General features: G+C 33.4%; 23 protein-coding genes and 1 other RNA gene. 15 read left to right on the forward strand and 9 right to left on the reverse strand.

Annotation, left to right across the window (positions count from 1 at the left end; genetic code table 11):
• Window positions 1-84 precede the first annotated feature (84 nt).
• The 3 genes from GM921_RS06280 to GM921_RS06290 all read left to right on the forward strand — a co-directional run bounded on the left by GM921_RS06280 (window position 85) and on the right by GM921_RS06290 (window position 1191).
• Window positions 85-507 carry a GxxExxY protein gene (locus GM921_RS06280; RefSeq protein ID WP_182921741.1) on the forward strand — a complete coding sequence of 141 codons (423 nt, stop codon included), beginning with the start codon at window positions 85-87 and terminating at the stop codon, window positions 505-507.
• A 15-nt stretch (window positions 508-522) separates the two neighbouring features.
• The gene (locus GM921_RS06285) at window positions 523-909 is read left to right on the forward strand and encodes an SRPBCC domain-containing protein (RefSeq protein ID WP_182921742.1); all 387 of its coding nucleotides are present in this window, start codon (window positions 523-525) and stop codon (window positions 907-909) included.
• Between the two features lie 69 nt (window positions 910-978).
• Window positions 979-1191, forward strand: coding sequence for a hypothetical protein (locus GM921_RS06290; RefSeq protein ID WP_182921743.1), 213 nt, complete (start codon window positions 979-981; stop codon window positions 1189-1191).
• Window positions 1192-1281: 90 nt separating this feature from the next.
• On the opposite strand, the gene lysA is transcribed toward GM921_RS06290, so the two are convergent.
• Together lysA and GM921_RS06300 are read right to left on the reverse strand one after the other, a co-directional pair.
• On the reverse strand, window positions 1282-2454 hold the full coding sequence (gene lysA / locus GM921_RS06295; protein ID WP_182921744.1) for a diaminopimelate decarboxylase: 1173 nt from the start codon (window positions 2452-2454) through the stop codon (window positions 1282-1284).
• Window positions 2455-2646: 192 nt separating this feature from the next.
• Window positions 2647-3960, reverse strand: a complete 1314-nt coding sequence (locus GM921_RS06300) for an aspartate kinase (RefSeq protein WP_182921745.1) — start codon at window positions 3958-3960, stop codon at window positions 2647-2649.
• 175 nt (window positions 3961-4135) lie between these two features.
• On the opposite strand from GM921_RS06300, the gene GM921_RS06305 reads away from it, so the two are divergent.
• Window positions 4136-5869, forward strand: a complete 1734-nt coding sequence (locus GM921_RS06305; protein WP_182921746.1) for a phospho-sugar mutase — start codon at window positions 4136-4138, stop codon at window positions 5867-5869.
• A gap of 936 nt (window positions 5870-6805) precedes the next feature.
• Here the strand turns inward: GM921_RS06305 and GM921_RS06310 are convergent.
• A complete protein-coding gene (locus tag GM921_RS06310; RefSeq protein WP_182921747.1) occupies window positions 6806-8803 on the reverse strand; it encodes a glycoside hydrolase family 2 protein in 1998 nt (665 codons plus the stop codon).
• Window positions 8804-8901: 98 nt separating this feature from the next.
• On the opposite strand from GM921_RS06310, the gene GM921_RS06315 reads away from it, so the two are divergent.
• From GM921_RS06315 to GM921_RS06350, 8 genes are all read left to right on the forward strand, one after another.
• Window positions 8902-9297, forward strand: coding sequence for a hypothetical protein (locus tag GM921_RS06315; RefSeq protein WP_182921748.1), 396 nt, complete (start codon window positions 8902-8904; stop codon window positions 9295-9297).
• Between the two features lie 132 nt (window positions 9298-9429).
• A complete protein-coding gene (locus GM921_RS06320; RefSeq protein WP_182921749.1) occupies window positions 9430-10200 on the forward strand; it encodes an MbnP family protein in 771 nt (256 codons plus the stop codon).
• A 2-nt stretch (window positions 10201-10202) separates the two neighbouring features.
• The gene (locus GM921_RS06325) at window positions 10203-11246 is read left to right on the forward strand and encodes a cytochrome-c peroxidase (protein WP_182921750.1); all 1044 of its coding nucleotides are present in this window, start codon (window positions 10203-10205) and stop codon (window positions 11244-11246) included.
• A complete protein-coding gene (locus tag GM921_RS06330; RefSeq protein WP_182921751.1) occupies window positions 11236-12216 on the forward strand; it encodes a hypothetical protein in 981 nt (326 codons plus the stop codon). Before GM921_RS06325 ends, GM921_RS06330 begins: the two co-directional genes overlap by 11 nt.
• Window positions 12217-12284: 68 nt before the next feature.
• A complete protein-coding gene (locus GM921_RS06335; protein WP_182921752.1) occupies window positions 12285-12941 on the forward strand; it encodes an SCO family protein in 657 nt (218 codons plus the stop codon).
• Window positions 12941-13363 carry a c-type cytochrome gene (locus GM921_RS06340; protein ID WP_182921753.1) on the forward strand — a complete coding sequence of 141 codons (423 nt, stop codon included), beginning with the start codon at window positions 12941-12943 and terminating at the stop codon, window positions 13361-13363. Before GM921_RS06335 ends, GM921_RS06340 begins: the two co-directional genes overlap by 1 nt.
• 103 nt (window positions 13364-13466) lie before the next feature.
• An RNA gene (rnpB, locus tag GM921_RS06345) (RNase P RNA component class A) lies at window positions 13467-13840 on the forward strand.
• A gap of 268 nt (window positions 13841-14108) precedes the next feature.
• Window positions 14109-15509, forward strand: coding sequence for a sigma-54-dependent transcriptional regulator (locus GM921_RS06350; RefSeq protein WP_182921754.1), 1401 nt, complete (start codon window positions 14109-14111; stop codon window positions 15507-15509).
• Window positions 15510-15588: 79 nt separating this feature from the next.
• Here the strand turns inward: GM921_RS06350 and GM921_RS06355 are convergent, their stop codons facing one another.
• Window positions 15589-17457, reverse strand: coding sequence for a chloride channel protein (locus tag GM921_RS06355; protein ID WP_182921755.1), 1869 nt, complete (start codon window positions 17455-17457; stop codon window positions 15589-15591).
• Window positions 17458-17674: 217 nt separating this feature from the next.
• Here GM921_RS06355 and GM921_RS06360 point away from each other — a divergent pair, with 217 nt between their 5' ends.
• A complete protein-coding gene (locus GM921_RS06360) occupies window positions 17675-18397 on the forward strand; it encodes a Crp/Fnr family transcriptional regulator (RefSeq protein WP_182921756.1) in 723 nt (240 codons plus the stop codon).
• A gap of 17 nt (window positions 18398-18414) precedes the next feature.
• On the opposite strand, the gene GM921_RS06365 is transcribed toward GM921_RS06360, so the two are convergent.
• The 4 genes from GM921_RS06365 to gatB form a co-directional block, all read right to left on the reverse strand.
• Window positions 18415-19137: an RluA family pseudouridine synthase gene (locus GM921_RS06365; protein WP_182921757.1), complete on the reverse strand. Its 723-nt coding sequence runs from the start codon at window positions 19135-19137 to the stop codon at window positions 18415-18417.
• A 102-nt stretch (window positions 19138-19239) separates the two neighbouring features.
• The gene (locus tag GM921_RS06370; RefSeq protein WP_182921758.1) at window positions 19240-19929 is read right to left on the reverse strand and encodes a response regulator transcription factor; all 690 of its coding nucleotides are present in this window, start codon (window positions 19927-19929) and stop codon (window positions 19240-19242) included.
• Between the two features lie 105 nt (window positions 19930-20034).
• The gene (locus GM921_RS06375) at window positions 20035-21144 is read right to left on the reverse strand and encodes a redoxin domain-containing protein (protein WP_182921759.1); all 1110 of its coding nucleotides are present in this window, start codon (window positions 21142-21144) and stop codon (window positions 20035-20037) included.
• Window positions 21145-21146: 2 nt separating this feature from the next.
• Window positions 21147-22610 (reverse strand): Asp-tRNA(Asn)/Glu-tRNA(Gln) amidotransferase subunit GatB, encoded by a 1464-nt coding sequence (gene gatB / locus GM921_RS06380; protein ID WP_182921760.1) that lies wholly within the window; start codon window positions 22608-22610, stop codon window positions 21147-21149.
• Window positions 22611-22754: 144 nt separating this feature from the next.
• Here gatB and GM921_RS06385 point away from each other — a divergent pair, with 144 nt between their 5' ends.
• Window positions 22755-23093 (forward strand): hypothetical protein, encoded by a 339-nt coding sequence (locus GM921_RS06385; RefSeq protein WP_182921761.1) that lies wholly within the window; start codon window positions 22755-22757, stop codon window positions 23091-23093.
• A 27-nt stretch (window positions 23094-23120) separates the two neighbouring features.
• The gene (locus GM921_RS06390; protein WP_182921762.1) at window positions 23121-23627 is read left to right on the forward strand and encodes a hypothetical protein; all 507 of its coding nucleotides are present in this window, start codon (window positions 23121-23123) and stop codon (window positions 23625-23627) included.
• A 51-nt stretch (window positions 23628-23678) separates the two neighbouring features.
• On the opposite strand, the gene GM921_RS06395 is transcribed toward GM921_RS06390, so the two are convergent.
• Window positions 23679-24245, reverse strand: a complete 567-nt coding sequence (locus GM921_RS06395) for a DUF3575 domain-containing protein (protein ID WP_182921763.1) — start codon at window positions 24243-24245, stop codon at window positions 23679-23681.
• Window positions 24246-24285 lie beyond the last annotated feature (40 nt).

Raw genomic sequence — 24285 nt, forward strand, 5'->3', positions numbered from 1 at the left:
AGGATTAGATTGATTTTTAGGATCTTGAAGATCAAAATTCAAGCTAGAAGTATAAAATTATCATTCAAAATTCAGGTCTTTTAAATGGAAATCGAAGATATTACTTACAAAGTAAATGGTTGTGCAATGAGAGTTCATAACAAATTGGGCAATGGTTTTCAGGAAGTAATCTATCAAAGATGTTTAGCTATAGAACTTGAAAAAGCAGGATTGGTTTTTGCCAGAGAAGTTGAACAAACAATTTATTATGATGACATCGAAGTCGGCAAAAGACGAGCTGATTTCATCATAGAAAACCAAGTTGTTGTTGAACTCAAAGCTGTAATTAACTTAGAAAATGTTCATTTAGCTCAAGCCAAAAATTATGTTGTTGCTTACAAGTTTCCTATTGGATTATTAATTAATTTTGGCGCAACAAGTCTCCAATTTAAAAAAGTTTACAACTCAAATAACAAATACCTTAATACTCCCATAGTATTACTTAAAACTGATCATGAAAATCCTTAAATCACAATTATCCTGATGAAGACATTTAAAAAATACCTCCCACTACCTGCCCCACCAGAAGAAGTTTATTTAGCGTTAACCAAAGCTCAAAGCATTCAATTATGGACTGGAGCAGAAGTAGAATTTACAGAAGAAGCTGGAACAGAATTTTCTTTTTGGGATGGAGATATTGTAGGAAAAAACATTGAGTTTGAGCCTAATAAAAAAATTGTACAACAATGGTATTTTGGAGAGGATAGTGAACCATCAATAGTAACCATTAAACTACACGAAGATAAAAAAGGTACTTCTTTAGAATTTGTTCAAACTAACATTCCTGATGAAGATTATAAAGATTTTACAGAAGGAATTGAAGAATATTTTTTAGGGGGCTTAGCTGATTTTTTTGAGATTGAATATTAATATTAAAGGTTAGACAAACTTTAACGCCTTATTAACTGTTCCTTATTCAAATCACTTAAATTGAATATCATGAGCAAAACAGTTGGCATAATCTTAATTATACTTGGAATTGTATTATTAATTTGGACAGGCTTTACGTACACTCAAAAAGAGAAAGTAATCGATGCTGGGCCTATTCAAGTTTCTGCGGATAAAGAAAAATCTGTAAACTGGCCACCATACGTTGGCGGAATAGTTCTATTAGCTGGAGTAATTGTTTTTGTAGGCTCGAGGAAAAAATAGATAAGATATTTTGTCATTCCGAGCTTGCGAGAAATCTCTTAGTAAATAATCTTAGAGATTCTCACTTCGTTCTGAATGACAAAATTATAATTAACCTACATCCTCACTAGAAACAGTCTGAACATTTTCTCTTAAATTGTAATGAGAGGCCATAACTTCGCCATATGCGCCAGCACTTCTAATCGCAATCAAATCATTTCTAAAAGTTTCAGCCAATGGAACTTCCTTACCAAAGCAATCTGTGCTTTCGCAAATTGGCCCAACCACATCATACTTTGTAATTTCAGATTTTTGATTTACGATTTTAGATTTACTAATATTTTCTATTTGATGATAAGCTTGATACAATGCTGGGCGCATCAATTCTGTCATACCAGCATCTAATATGATGAAATTCTTTTTCTTACCATTTTTCACATAAAGCACTCTGCTAATTAGCGAAGCACTTTGTCCAACTAACGCTCTACCAAGCTCAAAATGAACTTCTTGATACGATTTTACATCTAGAAAATCAGCAAAAATTTTAAAGTAAGATTCAAAATCAGGAATTTGTTGATTTGGATTATGATAATCGATACCTAAACCACCACCAACATTTAACACCGTTACTTTAAATCCATGATCCTCAAACCAAGTAGCAAATTCATTTACACGAACACAAAGGTTTTTATAAACATCTAAATTAGTAATTTGAGAACCGATGTGAAAGTGAATACCGATAAATTGTAAGTTGGGTGAAATATTTAAAACATCAGCACACGCTGGCATATCCCAAGAGTTTACACCAAATTTATTTTCATCTAAACCAGTGGTGATATTTGCATGTGTATGTGCATCAACATTTGGGTTAATTCGGATAGCAATTTTTGCAATTTTCCCTTTCTTTTCCGCCAATTCATTAATTACAGAAAGTTCTTGTACCGACTCAACGTTAAAGCAAAAAATATCATTATCCAAAGCGTCGTTAATTTCCTTATCAGATTTACCAACGCCAGCAAAAACAACTTTTTCTTTAGCAAAACCTAGTTCTAAAGCTTTTTTAACCTCATTTCCACTCACGCAGTCTGCACCAAAACCAACTTTTTCAATCTTCTTTAATACAATCGGATTAAAATTAGCTTTCATCGCATAATGCACATGAAATTTATACGCACTCGCAGCTTTATTACATGCATTTAAAGTGCTTTGGAGCAAATTCAAATCGTAATAGTAAAATGGAGTTTCTAATTTAGAGAAATGTGCTATATCTTTATCGGAAAACATAATCTTGAAATTTCTATTTATACTCTTCTTGGTCTTTTTGGCAATACTTTATGCCGGTAATTATATCGATTACAAAAATGGAAATATTAGTCGAAAGGAGTTTGAACGAAGAATCCGACTTTCTATATTACTTTTGTTGGTTATCATTTTTCTCTATTTCTATCTCAGAAAAAGAGTGTAAATGAGCATTGTTTACTCAAAAATACGGTCGTGCAAACTTCTTAATGCTTCAACTTTGTTTGGCGTACCAATTAAAAGTGAAATATTGTAAGCACTGCCTCCATAAGAAATCATTCGTACTGGAATGTGTTTAATTGAATCTAACACTTTAGCCGCATAACCATGTTTTTCTGCTCCAAAATCACCTACAACACACACAATAGTTTGATCTTTATCAATTTCTACCGAACCAAAAGAGTTTAATTCTTTAATAATTTCTTCTAAATTATCTGTAAAATCAATAGTTAACGATACCGCAACTTCTGAAGTGGTAATCATATCAATTGGTGTTTTATATCTTTCGAAAATTTCGAAAATTCGCCTTAAAAAACCATATGCCAACAACATTCTGCTCGATTGTATTTTAATAGCTGTAATGCCGTCTTTTGCCGCAATAGATTTGATTTTACCTTTTTCGCTCTCGGTACTAATTACCGTTCCTAAAGCTTTAGGTTCCATTGTATTTAATAACCTAACGGGAATTTTGTATTTCTGAGCTGGAAAAACAGATTGAGGATGCAAAATTTTAGCACCGAAATAAGCTAACTCTGCTGCTTCATCAAATGATAAATGAGAAATAGGTTTTGTACCTTTTACAATTCTCGGATCATTATTGTGCATGCCGTCAATATCTGTCCAAATTTGAACTTCTTCAGCCATAATAGCTGCACCTAATAATGAAGCCGTATAATCACTTCCGCCTCTGCGTAAATTATCTACTTCTCCAAAACTATTTCTGCAGATAAATCCTTGAGTAATAAATACGTTATTACCTTTATGTTGAACTAATAATGGAGTTAAATGTTCGGTTGTAAATGGAATATCTGGCTCGTTATCTTCATCAATTTTCATAAAATCTAATGCTGGTAAAAGCACCGAAGGCACGCCAATAGATTTTAAATAAATGTGATATAATGTGGTCGATAATAATTCGCCCTGCGCCAAAACAACCTTCTCTTCTATGCTGGTAAACATATCATTAGCCAACGAAGTCAAGAAATTGAAATGATAATCAACTACTTCTTGTCCTTGTTCTCTAAAATCACCAGCTGGCAAAAGTTCGATTACAAACTCATTGTATTTTTGATGTAAAGCATTAATTAATTTGGCTGCATCCTGCTTTTCTTCCTTCAATAACTTGGCAGAAATTTCTACTAAACTGTTTGTAGTACCAGACACGGCTGATAATACTACGATTTGTTCCTCTGCTGGATTAATGATATCCAACAATTTTTTCATGCGCTCTGGGCTACCTACAGACGTACCGCCAAATTTTAATATCTTCATTTTTTATTTTAGAATGCGTATTTTTCTTATTATTGTAACGCGGCGTGAAATTAACGAAAAGACCACTAATTTCCGCTTAAATGGCAAAATAAAATTCTGATTACGTGTTTTAAAAGCGATTTTAAGAATTTTAATTCTGTCTTAGAGAATAAAAAAAACATCAACCAAATTTAGTATGCAACTAGAAGAATCAACCTTAGCAACCATAAATCAATGGCTTACTGGTAATTACGACCAAGAAACCAAAGCAGGAATTCAGTCTTTATTAGATAAAGAAGCTTATACAGAATTAACCGATTCATTTTATAGAAGTTTAGAGTTTGGTACTGGCGGGTTGCGTGGCATTATGGGCGCAGGTTCTAATCGCATTAATAAATACACCATCGGCACAGCTACACAAGGTTTAGCTAACTACCTGAACAAGAAATATCCAGGAGAAAAAATAAGCGTAGCCATTGCGCATGATAGCAGAAATAATTCGGATTATTTTGCGAAAATTACTGCTGATGTATTCTCTGCAAATGGTATTCATGTTTACTTTTTTTCTGCGTTAAGACCAACACCAGAGCTTTCTTTTGCAATACGTCATTTGGGTTGTAAAAGTGGCGTAATGTTAACGGCATCGCATAATCCAAAAGAATATAACGGTTACAAAGCTTACGGAAATGATGGCGGACAGTTTACTGCTCCAGATGATAAAATGGTGATGGATGAAGTTGCTGCTATTAAAAACATTGATGAAGTAAAATTTGACCGCATTGATAGTAATGTAGAATTAATTGGCGAAGAAATTGACAAGCTTTATTTAGATAAAATCACAGAGCTTTCAGTTTCACCAGATGCCATTGCTCGTGAACATGATTTAAAAATCGTTTACTCTCCTATTCACGGTACTGGAATTACTTTAGTACCAAAAGCATTAACTCAATTTGGTTTCACAAATGTAACTGTTGTTGAAGAGCAAAGTAAACCTGATGGGAATTTCCCGACGGTTGTTTACCCAAATCCTGAAGAAAAAGAGGCATTAACGTTAGCACTAAAAAAAGCAGAAGAACTAGATGCTGATTTAGTTTTAGCAACTGATCCAGATGCTGACCGTGTAGGTATTGCTGTAAAAAATAACGATGGTGAGTTTGTTTTATTAAATGGAAATCAGACTGGAAGTTTGTTAATTAATTATATTTTAACCGCTTGGGAAGAAAAAGGAAAATTAACAGGCAACGAATATGTAGTTTCTACTATTGTTACAACTAGTTTAATTAAAGCCATTTGCGATGCGAAAAATGTAGAATATTTTAACACCTTAACAGGATTCAAGTGGATTGGTCAGGTAATGACTGGCTTAGAAGGTAAAAAAACTTTTATTGCTGGCGGTGAAGAAAGCTATGGTTATTTAATTGGTGATTTAGTTAGAGATAAAGATGCGGTAGTTTCTTGTGCTTTTATTGCAGAAATGACCGCTTTTTATAAAGATAAAGGCAGTAGTTTATACCAAGCGATGATTGAGATGTATGTAACGTATGGTATGTACAAAGAGGATTTAGTGTCGATTACTAAAAAAGGTAAAACTGGCGCTGAAGAAATCAAAGCGATGATGGAGAAATTCAGAAATAATCCACCTGCAAAATTGGGCGGTTCTGATGTGGTTACCTTAAAAGATTACGAATTAAATAAAGAAACTGATATTAAAGCGGGAACTAGCAAAGAGTTAGGTTTTCCAAAATCTGATGTTTTACAATTTTTTACCGCTGATGGAAGTATTATTTCTGCCAGACCAAGTGGTACAGAACCTAAAATCAAGTTCTATTGCAGTGTAAATACTCCTTTAGCAAGCGTTGCTGATTTTGATGAAACTGAAACGAAATTGGCAGAGAAAATTAAAACGATAATGGAAGATTTGCAAGGGTAAACCTCACCCCAACCCTCTCCTGAAGGACAGGAAATGCAAAGTTGGAAATAGAAAGTGTGTTATTGCTGGGATAAAGCAATTTCCTCATTAAATTTAGAAAAGGTTGATGTATTATGCATCAACCTTTTTAATTTTAAAACCTCATAGTCTAGACATGGGCCAAGCAAAAAAGTTGTGGACTATTTTTTTTGTGCCTAAAGCCCTCATACAGTTTTCACAAATTACCTAGGAAACACTTTAAGACACAAATTTAATATTTGCCTTTAATTCAGGCATATTTAATACTAGGATAATATCACGTTCATAACAGCTTAATTATTGCTTCGGATTTTATTTGCATCTGCTAGGGACTTGCTAGGGGGTTCACTCGGATATATCCCTATAAACTCCCTATCAAGTCCCTACTAAGTCCCTGTAAACCCCCTATCAAAGGTTGATTTTATAAGAAGTAATCTCTCCCCAGCTTTTAGTCTTGACCACTAGGCAATGTGGAGGTTATTCCAAAAGTGACCACATCTTTTTTTTTGCAAAGTGACCACATCTCTTTCGCTCCAAAGTGTGCACTGCGTTTTGCCCGAAAGTATGCAGTCGGCTGAATTTAAGGCATTTTAAGACTCTGATGATGTCTTCTGGTCTCATCGTTCGCTACACATACTGAAAATAATTCCTGGCTTCTGTAACGCCTAAAAAAGACAGTCCTTTTCTTGTGTCAGATCACCTATATATATTACTGTAACCTGAAGTCGATTTTGGTGTGATTCTGGGATTAGGCTGCTCAGTGCTGCTCCAGAAGGAAAGGTGTTAAAAAGAAAAAGCCCTGATCGGGCTGGACAGTTTGGAACGAAACAGGGTGGATACTTTTACTGAAATACATAAGATAAGCAAGGCTAATGAAATTTCATTAGCCTTGCTTATCTTATTAATAAAATGGCTTTTTTATTTACCAATTACATCCCAAAGCGATTTTAACTTAACTACAAAAACCTTACCTTTCAACTCCTTCAAATCAAATGTAATAACCTTCTCCTTCCCCACTTCCAAATCAAAGTAGTTATCGCTTAATTTACCTTTGTAACCTGTAATATCTACAAAAACATATTTAGCAAAGCTTGCTGATTTTAAAATGATTTGGTTGCCTTTAATCTGATATGTAATTTTCGGATTAGTTAATTTTAAGTCCTTAGGTTTTACCACATCTCGTTCTGCTTTTACATCATCTCGATAAGCTTCTTTTACAGCGTACCAAGCTGCTTTTGGTGCTCTATCGTAATAATCGGTAATACTCCAACTCACCACTGGCCAACAATCGTTTAATTGCCAAAGCAAAGTTCCCATATTGTAAGGCGCTTTACTCCGATGAATTAAAATCATGTTTTTAAAACCATAATATTGTACACATTGTGTGAGATAGGTATAATCTTCGACAGAAAGTTTATTAATCTTAGCCGAATCAATGATGTAATTTTTGAGGTAAACATTCAGTTTATCAAAACCATTTCCTGCTTTTTGATGATGACGAAGTATTTCAGAAAACAAATACCTATCCTGCGGTTGCGTAAACTTTAACACACTCGAATAATTTGGCATTGCTTGCATTCCATACTCACTCACAAACCTGCCAGTTTTATTTTCAAATGTTTCAAAATCTTCATTACCCCACCAAACTCCCCAATAATGACTATCGCCTTCTGTAAAGCTATTTTTAACTCCCCATCCATATTTTGGAGAAGAACTTATGTAAGGTCGACTACCATCAACCTCTTTTAACCATTTCGGAATACTATCTCTAAATAATCGGGTATAATCATTCCAAAGCTTTGCAGAATCTTTAGGTGGAATACGGAATTGATTTTGCCAACCCCAACGATTAAAAGCTTCATCAATTTCATTATTTCCACACCACAATACAATGCTTTTATGATGACGTAATCGTTTAACCTGATATTTTACTTCTTCCCTCACATTATCAAAAAAGGCTTTATCTCCAGGCACCATCGCCCCTGCGAACATAAAATCTTGCCAAACGTGAATACCTAATGAATCGCATAAATCATAAAAATCATCTGATTCATAAATCCCTCCACCCCAAACTCTAAGCATATTCATGTTTGCATCCTTTGCCATTAGTAGCATTTTGCGATAATCATTTTTAGTCATTCGAGTTACAAAAGCATCTGATGGAATGTAGTTTGCGCCTTTCATATAAATAGGTTTTCCATCAATTTTAAAATAGAATGATGTTCCTTTTTCATCTGGTTGTTGAACCAATTCTACATTTATGGGAGCAACAAATGGTTTTTCAATAGGTTTTTGATCATAGCCTTCCAATCTTACTTCTTTCCAAATTCCACAACCTGTTAATTTCGGCCCCCAATCCCAACCAAAATGAAATTGTGCTTTACGTGCATAAGTTCTAGGGTTATCTGGAATTACAAATGGCACATCAGCTTTTGCTAAAGAATCAACTGTGTTTTGCGCAGAACGAAAACGGATAAGTAATTTATTATCTTTTAGTTTAAGTACTTTTTTCACATCAATTTTCCATTGCCGAAACATATTATTTGCTTGTAAAATCAGTTTACCGTTTAAATACACATCTGCATAGGTATCTAAGCCATCAAATATCAATTCTATATGTTGTTTACTAAAAACATCTGGTAAAACAGAAAAAGCACTTTTATAATCCCAGTTTTCTTTTTCTATCCATTGCAATTTCTTCTCGTTGTCACGATAAAATGGATCGGGAATTAATTTATTAGCCATCAAATCCACATGTACTTCTCCTGGTACTTTTGCTGGATACCATTTAGCCTCATCTTGTTCTTGAAAACTCCAATTTGTAGTCAGTTTTTGCGATAAGAGTTGTGAATTAGCCTTAAAAGCAAAGCTTATAAACAAGAAAAAAAATAAGGTTTTATGGTTGATTTTTAACATCAGGATCTATTAAACTATTTTAGTGATGAACTGGAAGCTAAAATACATAATCTTGTTCCTTATAAAAATTATAATTAATCGCTTGTAAATTGAAATCAATGTTTACTTTTGCGCCAATGATTGTCCGCAGAAGAATTATTGCACTATTTTTATTGTTTGGCATATTAATCAATTGCTTTAATTATTGGGTGTTGTCTTCATCCTATTCTTTTAATAGAGCTTATATTTCTTCTGTACTTTGTACCAATAAAGACAAACCCGAACTTCATTGTGAGGGTAAATGTTTTATGGATATTAAGCTGAAAGAATTGGAGCAAAAAAATAAACACGAACAAGACAATTTAAAAAGGATTGTTGAAACGGTTGCTCCAATTACAGATGATTTGTTGGCGCCAGTTTATGAAACATCTTTGGTATTAGCGACTCCAAATTATCTACAAAAAAGTCCAATTAATACCGCTATCTCCATCTTCCATCCACCTAAACAGGTTTAGGTTTTTTCACATTGACCTCAATTAGTTAAAGGTCACTCTGCTATTTCAGCAAAACAATTTTACTTATTAAAAATAGTCATGCACCAGCATCAGCTTTGCTATGGCTATTTCCCATCTTATAAATTCAAAATAATGAATATCAAAAATATATCAATCTTACTTTTCACACTACTAACACTTGGCTTTACATCTTGTAAAAAAGATGAAGTCATCAACTCAAAAGAAAAAGGCAGCTTTACTATCGAATTCGAAAATGAAGTAAATGGTACGCCATTAGTTCTAAACACCCAAAATTACATCAATGCCAATGGCGATAGTTTTAATATTTCAGTTTTTAAATATTATGTGAGCAATATCAAATTAACTAAAACCGATGGCACCATTTATAGCTTGCCAGAAAGTTATATTTTAGTAGATGCTTCAAAACCAAGTTCGTTTTTAAATATCTTCAAGGATATCCCATCAGGAGATTACACTAAAATTTCCTTCATCATTGGTGTAGACAAAGAGCGAAACTTAGCTGGTGCACAAACGGGTGCATTAGATCCAGCTTTAGGCATGTTTTGGACATGGAATAGTGGTTACATCTTCGTTAAATTGGAGGGAACATCGCCACAATCTACAGCAACTAACAAAGCCTTAACCTTTCATATCGGCGGTATTGTTGATCCAAATAATACGATTAGAACATTCAGCACTGATTTTAGTACCGGAAATCCGTTAAGAATTAGAGCTGATAAAAGTCCTCAAATACATTTTACAGCAAACGCTGGAAGTTTATTTACAGGCAAACAGAACATCAGCTTTGCTAACTTAAACTTTACTATGGGTGGTGCAAATTCTGTATTAATAGCAGATAATTATGCAGTTAATTTATTTGAATTTGAGCACATACATAATTAATAATGAGGCATTTAAAAATATACCTTATACTTATTACAAGTATTGGTTTGTTGTATGCCTGCAGTAAAACAGAAGTTATTAAACCACAAACTGAAGAAATTCGGTTTGTGGTTCCTACAAACTTTCCAGATGCAGTATACAAATTTGAAGGTAATACCTTAACAAATACTGGTTTCTCCTTAGGTAAAAAGCTCTTTTACGATGTTAGATTATCTGCTGATAAAACAATTTCTTGCGGTAGTTGTCATCAACAATTTGCCGGCTTTGCAAATTTAGATCATAAAGTAAGTCATGGTGTAAACAATTGCCTTGGTAAACGAAATGCACCAGTATTATTCAATTTGGCTTGGCAAAAAGAGTTTTTTTGGGATGGCGGTGCAAAAAACCTAGAAATTGTACCTATAAATGCAATCACAGACGTTTGCGAAATGGGAACTGATTTAAATACAATTGTCAGTTTTTTAAATACCACTAGTCCTTACCCTCAGCTTTTTAAAGATGCATTTGGTACCGAAATAGTAAATTCTCAAAATCTGTTAAAAGCTTTAGCTCAGTTTACGGCTACCATGGTTTCCGCAAATAGCAAATACGATAAAGTAATGCGAAATCCTCAGCAAAATAGTTTTACAGCAGATGAGCAACAAGGCTATCAGTTATTTAAGGAAAAGTGTGCCAGTTGCCATTCAGAGCCCTTATTTACCAATTTAAACTATACCAGTAATGGCTTAGATTTAAACAGCATTGATGAAGGAAGAAAAGTGATTACAGGTTTATCAAGCGACAAAGGAAAATTCCGCATACCGACATTAAGAAATATCGAATTATCATCGCCTTACATGCACGATGGTCGTTTTAATAGCTTAGAAAAAGTGTTAGAACATTACAATTCGGGTGTACAACACAGTGAAAATTTAGATCCTTCTTTAATTAAAAGTTCACAACTCGGCATTCCATTATCCTCAATTCAAAAACAACAATTAATTAGTTTTTTAAAAACATTAACAGACGATGAATTTATCAAAAATAAAATTTTCAATGAAAATTAAAATTATACTATTTGCCTTAATCACTCTATCATTTAGTGCTTCTGCTTGTGATATTTGCGGTTGTTTTATGGGTTTAACTCCTTATGATAATCAAAGTAGTTTTGGTTTATTATACCGTTATCGTTCATTTAGCGGCTATCATGGGCAAAGCCATTATAGTTTCCCAAAGGGAAGTAATTTCTTTTTTCCTAAGGATGATAAAACCGCACCATTAACAGAACATAATGGCAACCCGAACGATTATGAATTATACCGAACTATGGAAATTAGAGGTCGGTACTTTGTACACAAGCGCATTGAACTGAACGCTATTATTCCTTACAATTCAAATAGCGAGCGATACAATGGAAACACTTCTTCTATTTCTGGAGTTGGAGATATTAACTTGTATGCGGGTTATCATTTGATTAGAAAATTAGATCAAGCTACATTTAACCAACGTTTAATTGTTGGTGCAGGTATAAAATTACCTAGCGGGAAAAACGATCTAAAAACTACATCAGGTATTCGATATTCTGCTTTAATGCAACCAGGCACAGGTAGTACGGATGGTTTTGTGTATGCCAATTACTTAATAGGTTATAAAAAATTCGGAATAAGTATAAATAGTTCTTACAAAATTAACGGAGAAAATGCTGAGCAAGAAGGTATTGCTAATAGTAGTACTACTTTTGCAAACCTCTTTTACACGCAAAAAATCAGTAAAGATTGGCAGGTAACACCTTCTATTCAGTTTTTTTATGAAAAATCTGGTGGTGAAACCTATAAAGGTGTAAAAACTGGCGAACATGAAATGAATAATTTGATGGCTGGTATTGGAGCAGATTTATATTACAAAAACATAGCATTAAATATCGGAATGCAGAAAAATGCATGGGAAGCCAAAACAGATCATCCGCTAAGTGCCACCAAAATATACTTGGGCGTAACTTACAATATCAATCAATTGTATTATTTATTAAAATCTTAACAAATACATCGGCATACGTTAAACATTATTTTGTGTTTAACGTATGTTTGTAATCAAATTCAATCATCATGATAAAATTTAAAAACATCAGTAGCATTATCGCATTATTATTTTTAGTTATCAGTTTTACTGCTTGTACTAATGAAAAAATACTACCAATTTATGGTCAGCGTGAAGCTAAAATAACGAAAGGAAAAGATGGAATTGATAGAATAGATACAGTTTATCAAACTATTCCAGCATTCAAATTTTTAAATCAAGATAGCACGTATATTACTCAAGATATGTTTAAAGGGAAAATCTACGTAGCCGATTTCTTTTTCACTTCTTGCACTACCATTTGTCCAACTATGCACAGAAATTTAAAAACTGTGTTTGAACAATATAAAGGTAATCCTGATATTCTATTTTTATCGCATACCATTGATTTTAAATACGATAAACCATCGGTATTAAAGAAATACGCACAGAAGTTAGGTGTAGATGTACCGCAATGGCAATTTGTATATGGTAGCAAGGATGAAGTTTATACTTTGGCAGAAAAAAGCTATTTAACTGTTGTTAAAGAAGATAGCACGGCTACTGATGGTTATATACACCAAGGCTGGTTGGTTTTAATTGATAAAGAAAAAAGAATGCGTGGTGCTTATGATGGTACTAAAACAGAAGAAGTGGATAAATTAAAAAAAGATATCGCTATTTTATTGGCTGAAGAAAAGAAATAATGCGCAAAATCATATTACTTGTAGTTTTTTCGATCACGGTTTGTTCTATTATTTACTCTTGCCAAAATGCGAGTGAAATTGAGCAAGCAAAATACATGACTGGAGGCAAAGATCTGTACATAGCCAATTGTCAGAATTGCCATGGAGCAAATGGTGAAGGTTTGGGAGAACTAGCTCCTCCTTTAACTGATAGTGCTTTTTTGAAAGAAAATAAAGCTAAATTAGCTTGTATAATTAAAAATGGCTCGAATAAAGGTGTCGTGATTAATGGAAAAAACTATCAAGGAAAAATGCCTTCGTTTTCAAAATTGCATGATATAGATTTGGCTCAAGTAATTGTATATGTCACTAATTCATTTGGAAATAAACAAGGAATGTATACATATGAACAAGTTGCAAAAGATTTGGAAGTTTGTAAATAGTCGGAAGTCATCAGTCCTAAGTCTATAGTCTATAGTCTATTTACATACTTAGATTCAAGACTGTTGACTTTAGACTTCCGACTAATTCATTACCTTTGTAAAAAATACAAGCTGTTCTATCGCTGTTCTGCGTAAGCGGAAGAGAGGAAAGTCCGGGCAACATAGAGCATCTCGCTTCCTAACGGGAAGGCGTTTAGGATTGAATACCTGAATGACGGAAAGTGCCACAGAAAATATACCGCCCCAATTTATTGGAGTAAGGGTGAAAACGTGAGGTAAGAGCTCACGAACTCGTTAAGTGATTAACGTTTTGGTAAACCCCGGGAGTTGAAAGACCAAATAGGCTAACGTATGTAGGGCTGCTCGTTCGATGTTAGTGGGTAGGTCGTTAGAGATAAACGGCGACGTTTATAGTGGATTAATGATAGAAGCCCAATTTATTGGGAACAGAACCCGGCTTATAGGCTTGTATTTTTTCTTTTTTTATTGCTTGATGAATTCTTTCATAACTGCACAAAATTCTGTTAATTAAACCTGATTGGATGAAAAGCCACAATTTTTCATTGTGCTTGAAAGGAAAGCAGGGCTGAAAAAACCTAAGGACTACTGCATTTGCTTTTCTAATTAGTTATATCAGCAAACTTTTAATCAATTTTCTGGTTTATAGCTTAACTAATTGTATAAAAAACTATACATTACACAAAAAACAATATATTAGCATTCTATTTAAAAAACCGAATACCCTATGGCAAAATTGCTGATTATAGATGATGAGAGAGCGATAAGAAGTACTTTACGTGAGATTTTAGAATATGAAAGTTATGAAGTTGATGACATTGATAATGGCGTTGATGGACTGGAACTGATTAAGAAAAACAACTACGATTTGGTATTGTGTGATATCAAAATGAATAAAATGGATGGTATGGAAGTGCTCGAAAATGCACTTGCGTTAAAACCAGATCTTCCTTTTATTATGATATCTGGCCATGGAACAGTAGAAACTGCTATTGAGGCGAGTAAAAAAGGCGCATTTGATTTCGTTTCTAAACCACCTGATTTAAATAGATTATTAATTACGGTTCGTAATGCTTTAGATCGTGGAAATTTAGTTACCGAAACCAAAGTTTTAAAACGTAGAGTTAGCAAAACGCGTCATATTTTAGGTGAATCGGATAGTATTAATAAAATTAAGGAAACTATTGAGCGTGTTGCTCCTACCGAAGCTCGTGTATTAATTACTGGCGCAAATGGTAGCGGTAAAGAATTAGTAGCGAGATGGATACACGAAAAATCCAATAGAGCTGATAGTCCTTTAATTGAAGTTAACTGTGCCGCTATACCATCAGAATTAATTGAAAGTGAACTTTTTGGTCATGAAAAAGGTTCGTTTACCTCTGCTGTTAAACAACGGATTGGAAAATTTGAATTAGCTAATGGGGGAACTTTATTTTTAGATGAAATTGGCGACATGAGTCTTTCTGCTCAGGCAAAAGTACTTCGTGCTTTACAAGAACATAAAATTACAAGAGTTGGTGGCGAAAAAGAGCAAGAAGTAAACGTACGTGTAATTGCCGCGACTAATAAAGACTTGATGAAAGAGATTGAGGATGGGAATTTTAGGATGGATCTTTACCACCGTTTAAATGTTATTAATATTCATGTTCCGCATTTAACGGAGCGTACTGATGATATACCTGTGATTGCGCAAAACTTTTTAGAAGAAATTTGTGGTGATTATGGCATGCCAGTTAAAAAAATTAGTGACGGTGCAATGAATGCTTTAAAGGCTTTACCATGGACTGGAAATGTGCGTGAGTTACATAACATGATTGAACGTTTAATTATTTTAAGTGATAAAACTATCACCGAAAATGATGTTGTTGCTTTTGCAAACCCAACTGGTGGAACAAATATTGGTGCTGCTAATGGAAATGGCGGAGCTGCAGCAAATGGTGGAGTTGCGTTGAGCTATGAAAAATTCTCAAATTTCCAGGATTATAAAGATTACGCAGAGAAAGAATTTATCAAGTTTAAATTAGAGAAAAACAACTGGAATGTTTCTAAAACTGCCGACGATATCGAAATTCAACGTAGCCACTTGTACAGTAAAATAGAGAAATTTGGCTTAAAAAGAGCTGAATAAGAAGTCTTTAGTCAAAAGTTCTCAAGTCTTGAGTCTATTACACTAAAAATAGACTCAAGACTAATTTAGGCCTAAAAAACTACTTTCTCTTCGCAATTAATTGTCTACCACGTACTAAAACTTTTTTGCGTTGTCGTGTAAGTGATAAATTAGCTGTTATCTTTTTATCTTCTAATAAATGTTGGTTATATGCGGCTAATATATCTTTTTGAGAGATTAGCCCTATAATTTCGTTTTTACTTACAGAAACAACAGGTGCATACTCTTGCTTGTTTAAAAACAAAATTTCTAATGCTCGTTTAAGTGTATCCACATTGTTGATGTAGGATAAATTTCGTTTTACACTAGTTGAAATAGTTTCTTGAGGACTGAGGTTTTTTGTAATTAGATTTTGAACACTTAAAATACCATCAAATGATCCTTCTGCATCTTTAACCAAAAAATGATTTTGTTTGATATGCTTGTTTTTTAAAATATCCAGAACACTTTGAATGGTATCTTCACTGTTTAGTACAAATTCATCTTTTTTAATAATTTGCTCTGCATTCATTTTACTTAGAACATCTGGCTCATAAGAATCAGGAGTTATAATTCCTCTTCTTGCAATTTTCTCTGTCATAATTGTATTTTCCATAAAGAAAAAAGAGACCAAATAAGAACCAGTACAAGCTCCAAGTAAGGGCAATAATGCATTAGATTGCATCGTGGCTTCTAGTGCAAAAGTGATACTGGTTAAGTATGCTCGTGATGCCCCTGCAAACATTGCCGACATGCCAATTAATGATGCCATGGGAATATTGATGCCCGAATTAGGGAATGCTAACAAAATTAAACTCCCTAAAATTGCACCAGCTGCGCCTCCTATGGTTAGTAATGGAGCTAATGTACCTCCAGAAGTTCCGCTACCCAATGCTATAGACCACGATAAAAATTTGAAAAAACATAAACTCACCATTAGGATTAGTGTAGTTTTTCCAGAAAGCATAGCTGTAATATTATCGTAACCAACGCCAAGTGTATGAGGCGAAAAATAACCAATTACACCTACTGCAATACCTCCTACAGCAGGCCACCATACCCAATGGATAGGTATTTTTTCAAAAGTATCCTCAATAAAATATACAATTTTGGTTAAACCAATGGAGATAAAACCAATGATAATACCTACTGAACTATAAATACCTAAAGCTAAATTAGAAGGCATTATTAAGTTTGGCATTGGAAATACTGGGCCAGATTCAAATAACAAATGATGACCAGCAGCACCCGTAATACAAGCCAAAGCTACTGGCAATATCGCTTTTGGTGAAAATTCAAAAAGTAAAAGTTCGATAGCTAAAAATATTGCGGCAATTGGTGTTCCAAACACTGCAGACATACCTGCAGTTGCACCAGCAGCTAATATTATTTTTCGCTCATTAGAATTTATTTTAAATAATTGACCTAATGTAGAACCTAAAGCTCCTCCTGTTGCAATTATTGGCCCTTCTGCACCAAATGGCCCTCCTGTTCCTATCGCAATAGCTGATGAAAGTGGTTTTAGAATAGTAATTGATGGTTTAATCTTACTTTGGTTAACTAATATTTGTTCCATCGCTTCGGGAATACCATGCCCTCTAATAGCTTTGGAACCATAAAGCGCCATAAAACCAACTATTACACCTCCTATTATAGGCACAACAATTACCCACAAACCTAAATTGTTATCCGCTGGACTATGAAATTCGCCATTAAACAGACCAAAGAAAGATATATTAGTAACTAGGTTGATTAAGTAAATTAAAAACTTAGCAATTAAGCTAATAAATACAGCAACTAAAATAGATAGTGCAGAAATTTTTAATAGACTTTTCTTTGCTATAAATGAACGCTTAGATTCAAATACTTTATTTTCTAAATTACCTAAGCTAGTGGAGATTGGAATACCAACATTGTTTTTCTGTTTCATAAACTGCGGTAGTTATACATCAATTTTATAGATGCATTTAAATATTTTGCAAAAGTAGAAAACGAAAAGCGATATTCCAATACATTAATATTGTAAAAACAATATTAATTAAATTATTAATTATAAAAATATTCAATAATATATTGTTTATTCAATATAACATAAACAATATGCATAATGATTATTAATGATTATAATTGCATTTTAATATACCCAAATGAAATTAAGCACTACAAAATGCGATCAAGGCACTTGCTTTTTATGTCAGTCTGTTTTAAAAAGTTGGCTACCATTAATTGAGTTAAACAAGAAGAACTTTGAAATTAAAAAAGGTCAACAAATTTTTAAAGAAGGAGATCCGGTAAAAGGTATCTATTTTGTTTTTGAAGGCAAAGTAAAAGTTCATAAGTATTGGGATGAAGAAAAAGAATTTATCGTTCGGTTTGCCAACAAAGGTGATATTCTAGGACATTTAGGGCTAGGCACTGAAAGTTTTTATCCAGTTAGCGCAACTGCTTTAGAAAAAGTTGTGGTTTGTTATTTAGATATGGAATTTTTCGAATCTACCTTGGAAGTAAATACGAAATTTACCTATAATTTAATGCGCTTTTTTGTTAGCGAATTGCAAAATAACGACAGAAGAATGAGGGATTTAGCACACATGAGCGTGAAAGCTCGTATTGCTCAATCTTTTCTCTCTTTAAAAAAGCAATTTGGTGTAGACGAAAATAATTTCATTGATTTAGAAATTACCAGACAAGATTTATCAGCTTTTTCTGGTGTTTCTTATGAAACTTTTTTCAAAGTAATGGTTGAATTAAATGAGCAAAACGGTGTAATTGCAGTTGATAAACAATACAAAATTGTTGATGAAAATCTTTTACTCAAGATTGTTCAAGATGATCAGCAAAAGCAAGCTGCTAAAAGAAAATTGAAATAGCAAACTTGTTTTTCTTGCTAAGCATCAAATTTATCCAACAATTTTAAAAGCGTTGTAAAATCTTTCGGATATGGTGCTTCAATATGAATATCCTGCTCATCCATGCCTTTGAATGTAATTTCTTTAGCATGAAGCGCAAAACGTTTCATAATCGGTTGTTCTTCTTCGTCTTTCGCAATGCGATATCCTTTTTTAAGAGCTGATAAATAGACTGGCTTTCCTTTGTACATGTGATCGCCACAAATAGCAGCTCGTTGTGTAGCAAGGTGAATACGAATTTGGTGCATTCTTCCAGTAACTGGCTTACATTCTACCAAAGTATAGTGTTTGTAATATTTTATAGAATTAAAATACGTTTCTGCTCGTTTGCCTTCGGCCCTATCAATAGTTACGTTTTTATTTCCGTCGTTCAATATAGGTAAATCAACAAATAAATTATCAAATTGATATTGCCCATCTACCACAGCGTGATAAATCTTCTTCACCTTTCTTCTTTCAAATTGCATAGACAAATGGCGATACGCTTCAGGGTTTTTAGCAATTACAATAGCGCCTGAGGTTTCTTTATCCAGTCGGTGACAAACTTGCGCATCGGCTGAATATTGTTTAGCTAAACGCAAGATATTTACTTCACCAGCTGCACTGCGTTCATCTAAAGAAGCAACAAAAGGAGGTTTATTCACAACGATATAATCATCGTTTTCGAAAATAATAAGGTCTTTAAAAATTGGGTATTTCACTCTGTGTTATTAAGTATGCGTACAAAAGTACGAAAAAAGCAACAAGGTCTTAGTGAAACACCAAGACCTTGTCAATATTTAGCTATATGAAATGTGATTTTATTAAGAAAGCTCGAACTTATAACCTACTCCTTTTACAGTAGCAACGTAGTTTTCGCCTAATTTTTCGCGGAGTTTCCGAATATGTACATCAATAGTACGATTGGTAACTACAACTGAATCTTCCCAAATATTTTTAAGAATAGATTCTCTGGTATAAACCTTACCTGGTTTTGAAGCTAAAAGGTATAATAATTCAAATTCTTTTTTAGCTAAAACTACCTTTTCTCCATTCTGGAAGACTAAATACGCTTCTCTATCAATTACTAAATCTCCAATTTCAACTTTGTTATCAGAAACTTCTTCACCACTCGAATTTCTGCGAAGAATAGCATTAATTCTACTTACTAAAGCTCTTGGTTTAATTGGTTTTGCGATATAATCATCTGCACCTACGTTAAAACCAGCAATTTCAGAATACTCTTCGCTCCTAGCAGTTAAAAAAACCATGAAAGTATTTTTAAACTCCGGAATAGCCCTCATTAAACGGCAAGCTTCAATTCCATCCATTTTAGGCATCATAATGTCTAAAATAATTAAATCTGGATGAACTTTCTTTGCAACCGCAATTCCATCTTGGCCATTACTTGCTAAAAACACTTGATAACCTTCCTTTTTCAAGTTGTACTCAATCAGCTCTAAAATATCCGGTTCGTCATCAACAATTAATATTTTTTGTTTCGCTGTACTCATCGCTTGTTTTATTTGTTACGAAAGTAAGTATACTATTGCACTATTGAGTTAAAATGAAGTTAACAAATTGTTAAACCACTTACTAATTTTAACATGAAATTAGGTTTAAGGTAAGGTTTTGTTTAAAAAAGCATCCAATTCTTCACCTCTTAAGTTTCTAGCAATGATTTTCCCAGTAGGATCTAAAAGAAACGAAGCAGGAATAGCGTCTACTTGATACAACCTAACAGATGCGCCTGCAAAATCATTTAATTCACTAGCATGAGTCCATGTTAAACCATCTTGCTTAATTGCCTGCGCCCAAGCCGCTTTATCTTTATCTAAGGAAATACCTAAAATTGTGAAATTTCTATCTTTAAATTTATTGTAAGCCTTAACCACATTAGGATTTTCATTTCTGCATGGTCCGCACCACGAAGCCCAAAAATCAATTAACACATATTTACCTTTAAAATCGATTAAATTAATTGTTTTTCCATCAATAGAGTTGATACTAAATTCTGGCGCTTGTTGTCCAACTTGTACAGCTTTTAATTTAGTAACCTTTTCTACAAAGCTTTTAACTGCTGAGTTTTTCTTTAAATTCTCATCAACTTTTTCTGCATAATTTACCATCGCAGCTTCATTTCCTGTCGGATTAACCAAACTAATTGCATAAAAACTTACTAGTGATTTAGTATTATCGTTTGCAAATTTGATTACAGCTCCGTTTAAATCCTGAATAGCTTTCATGTATTGAGGCGTAATTTGCTGAATTAATGCTTCTCTACTATCAGGATTTGCAGCCACTTTTTGCTCAAAATCGTTTTTTATTGTTTCTATTTTTGCAGAATAAGAATTTTTCAAAGTATTAAACTCTTCTAGTTTAATTGCATCCTCAGCACCTTTCACTTTGTATTCGTGATTTTTATTTGCTAAATCGGCATTAAAAATAACTTCATCGCCATTTTTAGCAATAATCATGTATTCATTTGCACCAATATTAACTCGATAAAAATCAGCTTCTGGAGATACTCTCGAAAACTTAAATTCTCCTTTTTCAGATAACATTGTCGAATCTAAAACAACCATGTTACTGCTCGCCATTCCATACAGATAAACTTTTTTCTCTGTTCCAGGATTTTCGATTTTACCAACAATTGTAAACTTTGTACTGTCTTTACATCCTGTTGCCAAAACAACAACCAAACATAAAATATAGCTTAATCTTCTCATATCTATTTCAATTTTTCTATTATTAAATCACTTATTTTCTTCGCATCTGCTTTACCTTTTGCCAGCTTCATTACTTCGCCAACAAACAAACCTAAAACGCCTTTTTTGCCAGATTTGTATGCTTCTACTTGAGGATTATATTTTGTTAAAACTTCATCAATAAATTCACTAATAGCATCATTGTCTTCAACTATTAATAAATTTAATTCAGCTGCTACACTTTCTGCAGTCTTATTTTGGTTGATAACCAACGCAGGCAAAAGTTGTTGCAATGCATTTTGCTGACTTATTTTTTTATCATCAACTAAATTAATTACATCCGCTAGTTGATTAGGCTTAACTTTATAAGCTCCAATACCAATTCCTTCTTCATTTAACAAAGCCCGTATTGAACCTAACAACCAGTTTACCAAGCTTTTTTGATTATTAACTTTGGTTTTTGCTGCATTAAAATAGGTAAACAAATCTGTGTCTTCTGCCAGCATATTTGCTTCTACTTTGTTAATACCAAATTCTGCAACTAACTGTTTAGCAATTTCTTTTGGTAAAGCAGGCATAGCCGATTTGATTTCGTTTAACCATTCATCAGAAATAGAAATGGGTTGTAAATCTGGATCTGGAAAATAACGGTAGTCATTTGCTTCTTCTTTGGTGCGCATTGGCGATGTTGTGCCTTTATTTGCATCAAAATTCAACGTACTTTGAATAATTTTCCCGCCGTTTCCAATCACTTCAATTTGCCGATTAAACTCAAACTCCATAGCTCTACGTACGTTACGAATAGAGTTTAGGTTTTTAACTTCGCAACGTGTTCCAAATTCAGTCGAACCATTTTCACGTATCGAAATATTTGCATCACAGCGCAAAGAACCCTCTTCCATATTGCCATCACTCACATTTAAATGACGTACCAATTGTCTAATTTCGGTAAGCAAAGCTGATGCTTCTTCCGCACTGCGAATATCTGGCTCGGTTACAATTTCAATTAAAGGAACGCCGGCTCTGTTTAAATCTACGTAAGAATATTTAGCATCCTGATCGTGCAAACTTTTACCAGCATCTTCCTCCAAGTGAATTCTGTTGATACCTATTCGTTTTTCTTCGCCATTGGCCAACACCACATTTAAATAACCATTTTTACAAATTGGGCTATTGTCTTGTGTAATTTGATATCCCTTTGGTAAATCAGCGTAGAAATAATTTTTACGGTCAAAAAAATTATGCTGATTGATTTCGCAGTTTAAGGCCAAGCCAATTCTAATCGCTTTAGCTACTACTTCTTTATTTAATTTGGGCAAAGCGCCTGGCAAAGCCAAGGAAACGGCCGAAATATGTTCGTTGGGTTTTGCACCAAAAGCGGCACTGTCTGAAGAAAATATTTTTGATTGTGTATTTAACTGTACATGTATTTCTAAACCAGAAACCAATTCGAATGCTACACTTTCAGTTGCAATTTTTGTACTCATTAATGGGCAATATCTACTAAAATGGTCATTTAATGTACCCCAAAGATATGGAAATATGTATCAATTCTATTGAAATAAGGGTAACATTCTACTTGTGGCACAAAATTGGATTTAACACAGGAGTACACACAAAAATTTAAAACTATGAAAAAGTTCATCATTCTAGCTGTGTTAGGAATTGCAGCAGCTACTTATCAACCCGCAAAAGCTCAAGTGAGCGTTAGTTTAAACATTGGAACACCTACTTATTATGGCTATGATTCTTATTATGAACCTGCACCTGTTGTTTATGTAGAAAGACATCATCGTAACTATTATCCGCAAAGAAATGTAGTGGTTTACAGATCTCAACCTTCAATACGTCGTTCTTATTATACTAATTACAGACGAGAAAACAGCTATTATTCTGTCAAAGGAGGTAATTACAAAAACTATAATAAATCCTATAAACATGGTAAAGGTCATGGAAAAGGAAAACATTAATTTCATCAAATCTAAATTTAACATAAAATGAAAAAGTTAATCTTAATAGCCTTACTCGGTTTCGTATCGCTATTTCACAATAATGCAAATGCACAAGTTAGTTTAAACGTTAATATTGGCTCGCAGCCATTATGGGGGCCAACAGGTTATGATCATGTAGATTACTATTATTTACCAGATGTAGAAAGCTATTACTCTGTACCAAAACATCAATTTGTTTATTTAAATAATGGAAATTGGATTTTTAGCAACTCATTACCAGCTAGATATGGTAATTATAATTTATACAATGGTTACAAAGTAGTTGTTAATGGTGACAGACCATATTTAAATTATAAAAATGATAAAGTTAAATATGTTAAATACAAAAACTGGGGTGGAAAACAAAAAGCAATTAAATATAGTAACGAAGAAAAATACTATGTTGTGAAAGGTCACCCGCATGGAATGCCTCCTGGACAAGCAAAAAAAATGTACAATGGCAAAGGAAACAATGGTAATGGTAAAGGCAATAACGGTAAAGGAAAACATTAACTATATACCTTAAATAAAAAAGCCTCGATTAATTAATCGAGGCTTTTTTATTTAAAATCTTTTTCCAATGGTAATACCACCTCGAGGATAAGCTTCAATAGGACTATCACCAAATAATCTACCAACACCTAAATATATTTCACCAACAAAACCTTTTTTGGTTAAAAATTTGCCACCAGCCGCTGCACCTAAACCAAAATTTGTGTAGGTTTTAGCAATTGGAGAAGTATATTGATAAGTCCCTGCTGGATATGACGAATAAGCTAAATAACTATAATCATAATAATTATCCTTATAAGAGATTACAGCTGCATTTCCCTCAATAAAAAAACCACTTGCTTTTTTATTACCAAAATAAACTCTAAAATTAGGGATGATACCAAATGAATATTCTGAATCTTTTTCTAAACCAACCAATATGGCAACTCCAACGCTCATATCATCTTTGAGAATTCTCTCGTAATTTATTTCAGGAAACCCAGCTATGGTATAAAACAGGTTTAACTTCAATTCATTATTGCCATTTATTCCGCCATTAGTTGATGTAGAATCGGTTTTTTGAGCATACACAAAAAGAGTTGAGGCTAATAATAAGCCTGAGAGCATTAATTTTTTCATTAAATAGTTTGTTTTGTTTTCCGCTGACTAAAATATAAAA

Origin of the sequence: Pedobacter planticolens, assembly GCF_014172375.1 — a bacterium.
In the GTDB taxonomy this organism is placed as follows: domain Bacteria; phylum Bacteroidota; class Bacteroidia; order Sphingobacteriales; family Sphingobacteriaceae; genus Pedobacter; species Pedobacter planticolens.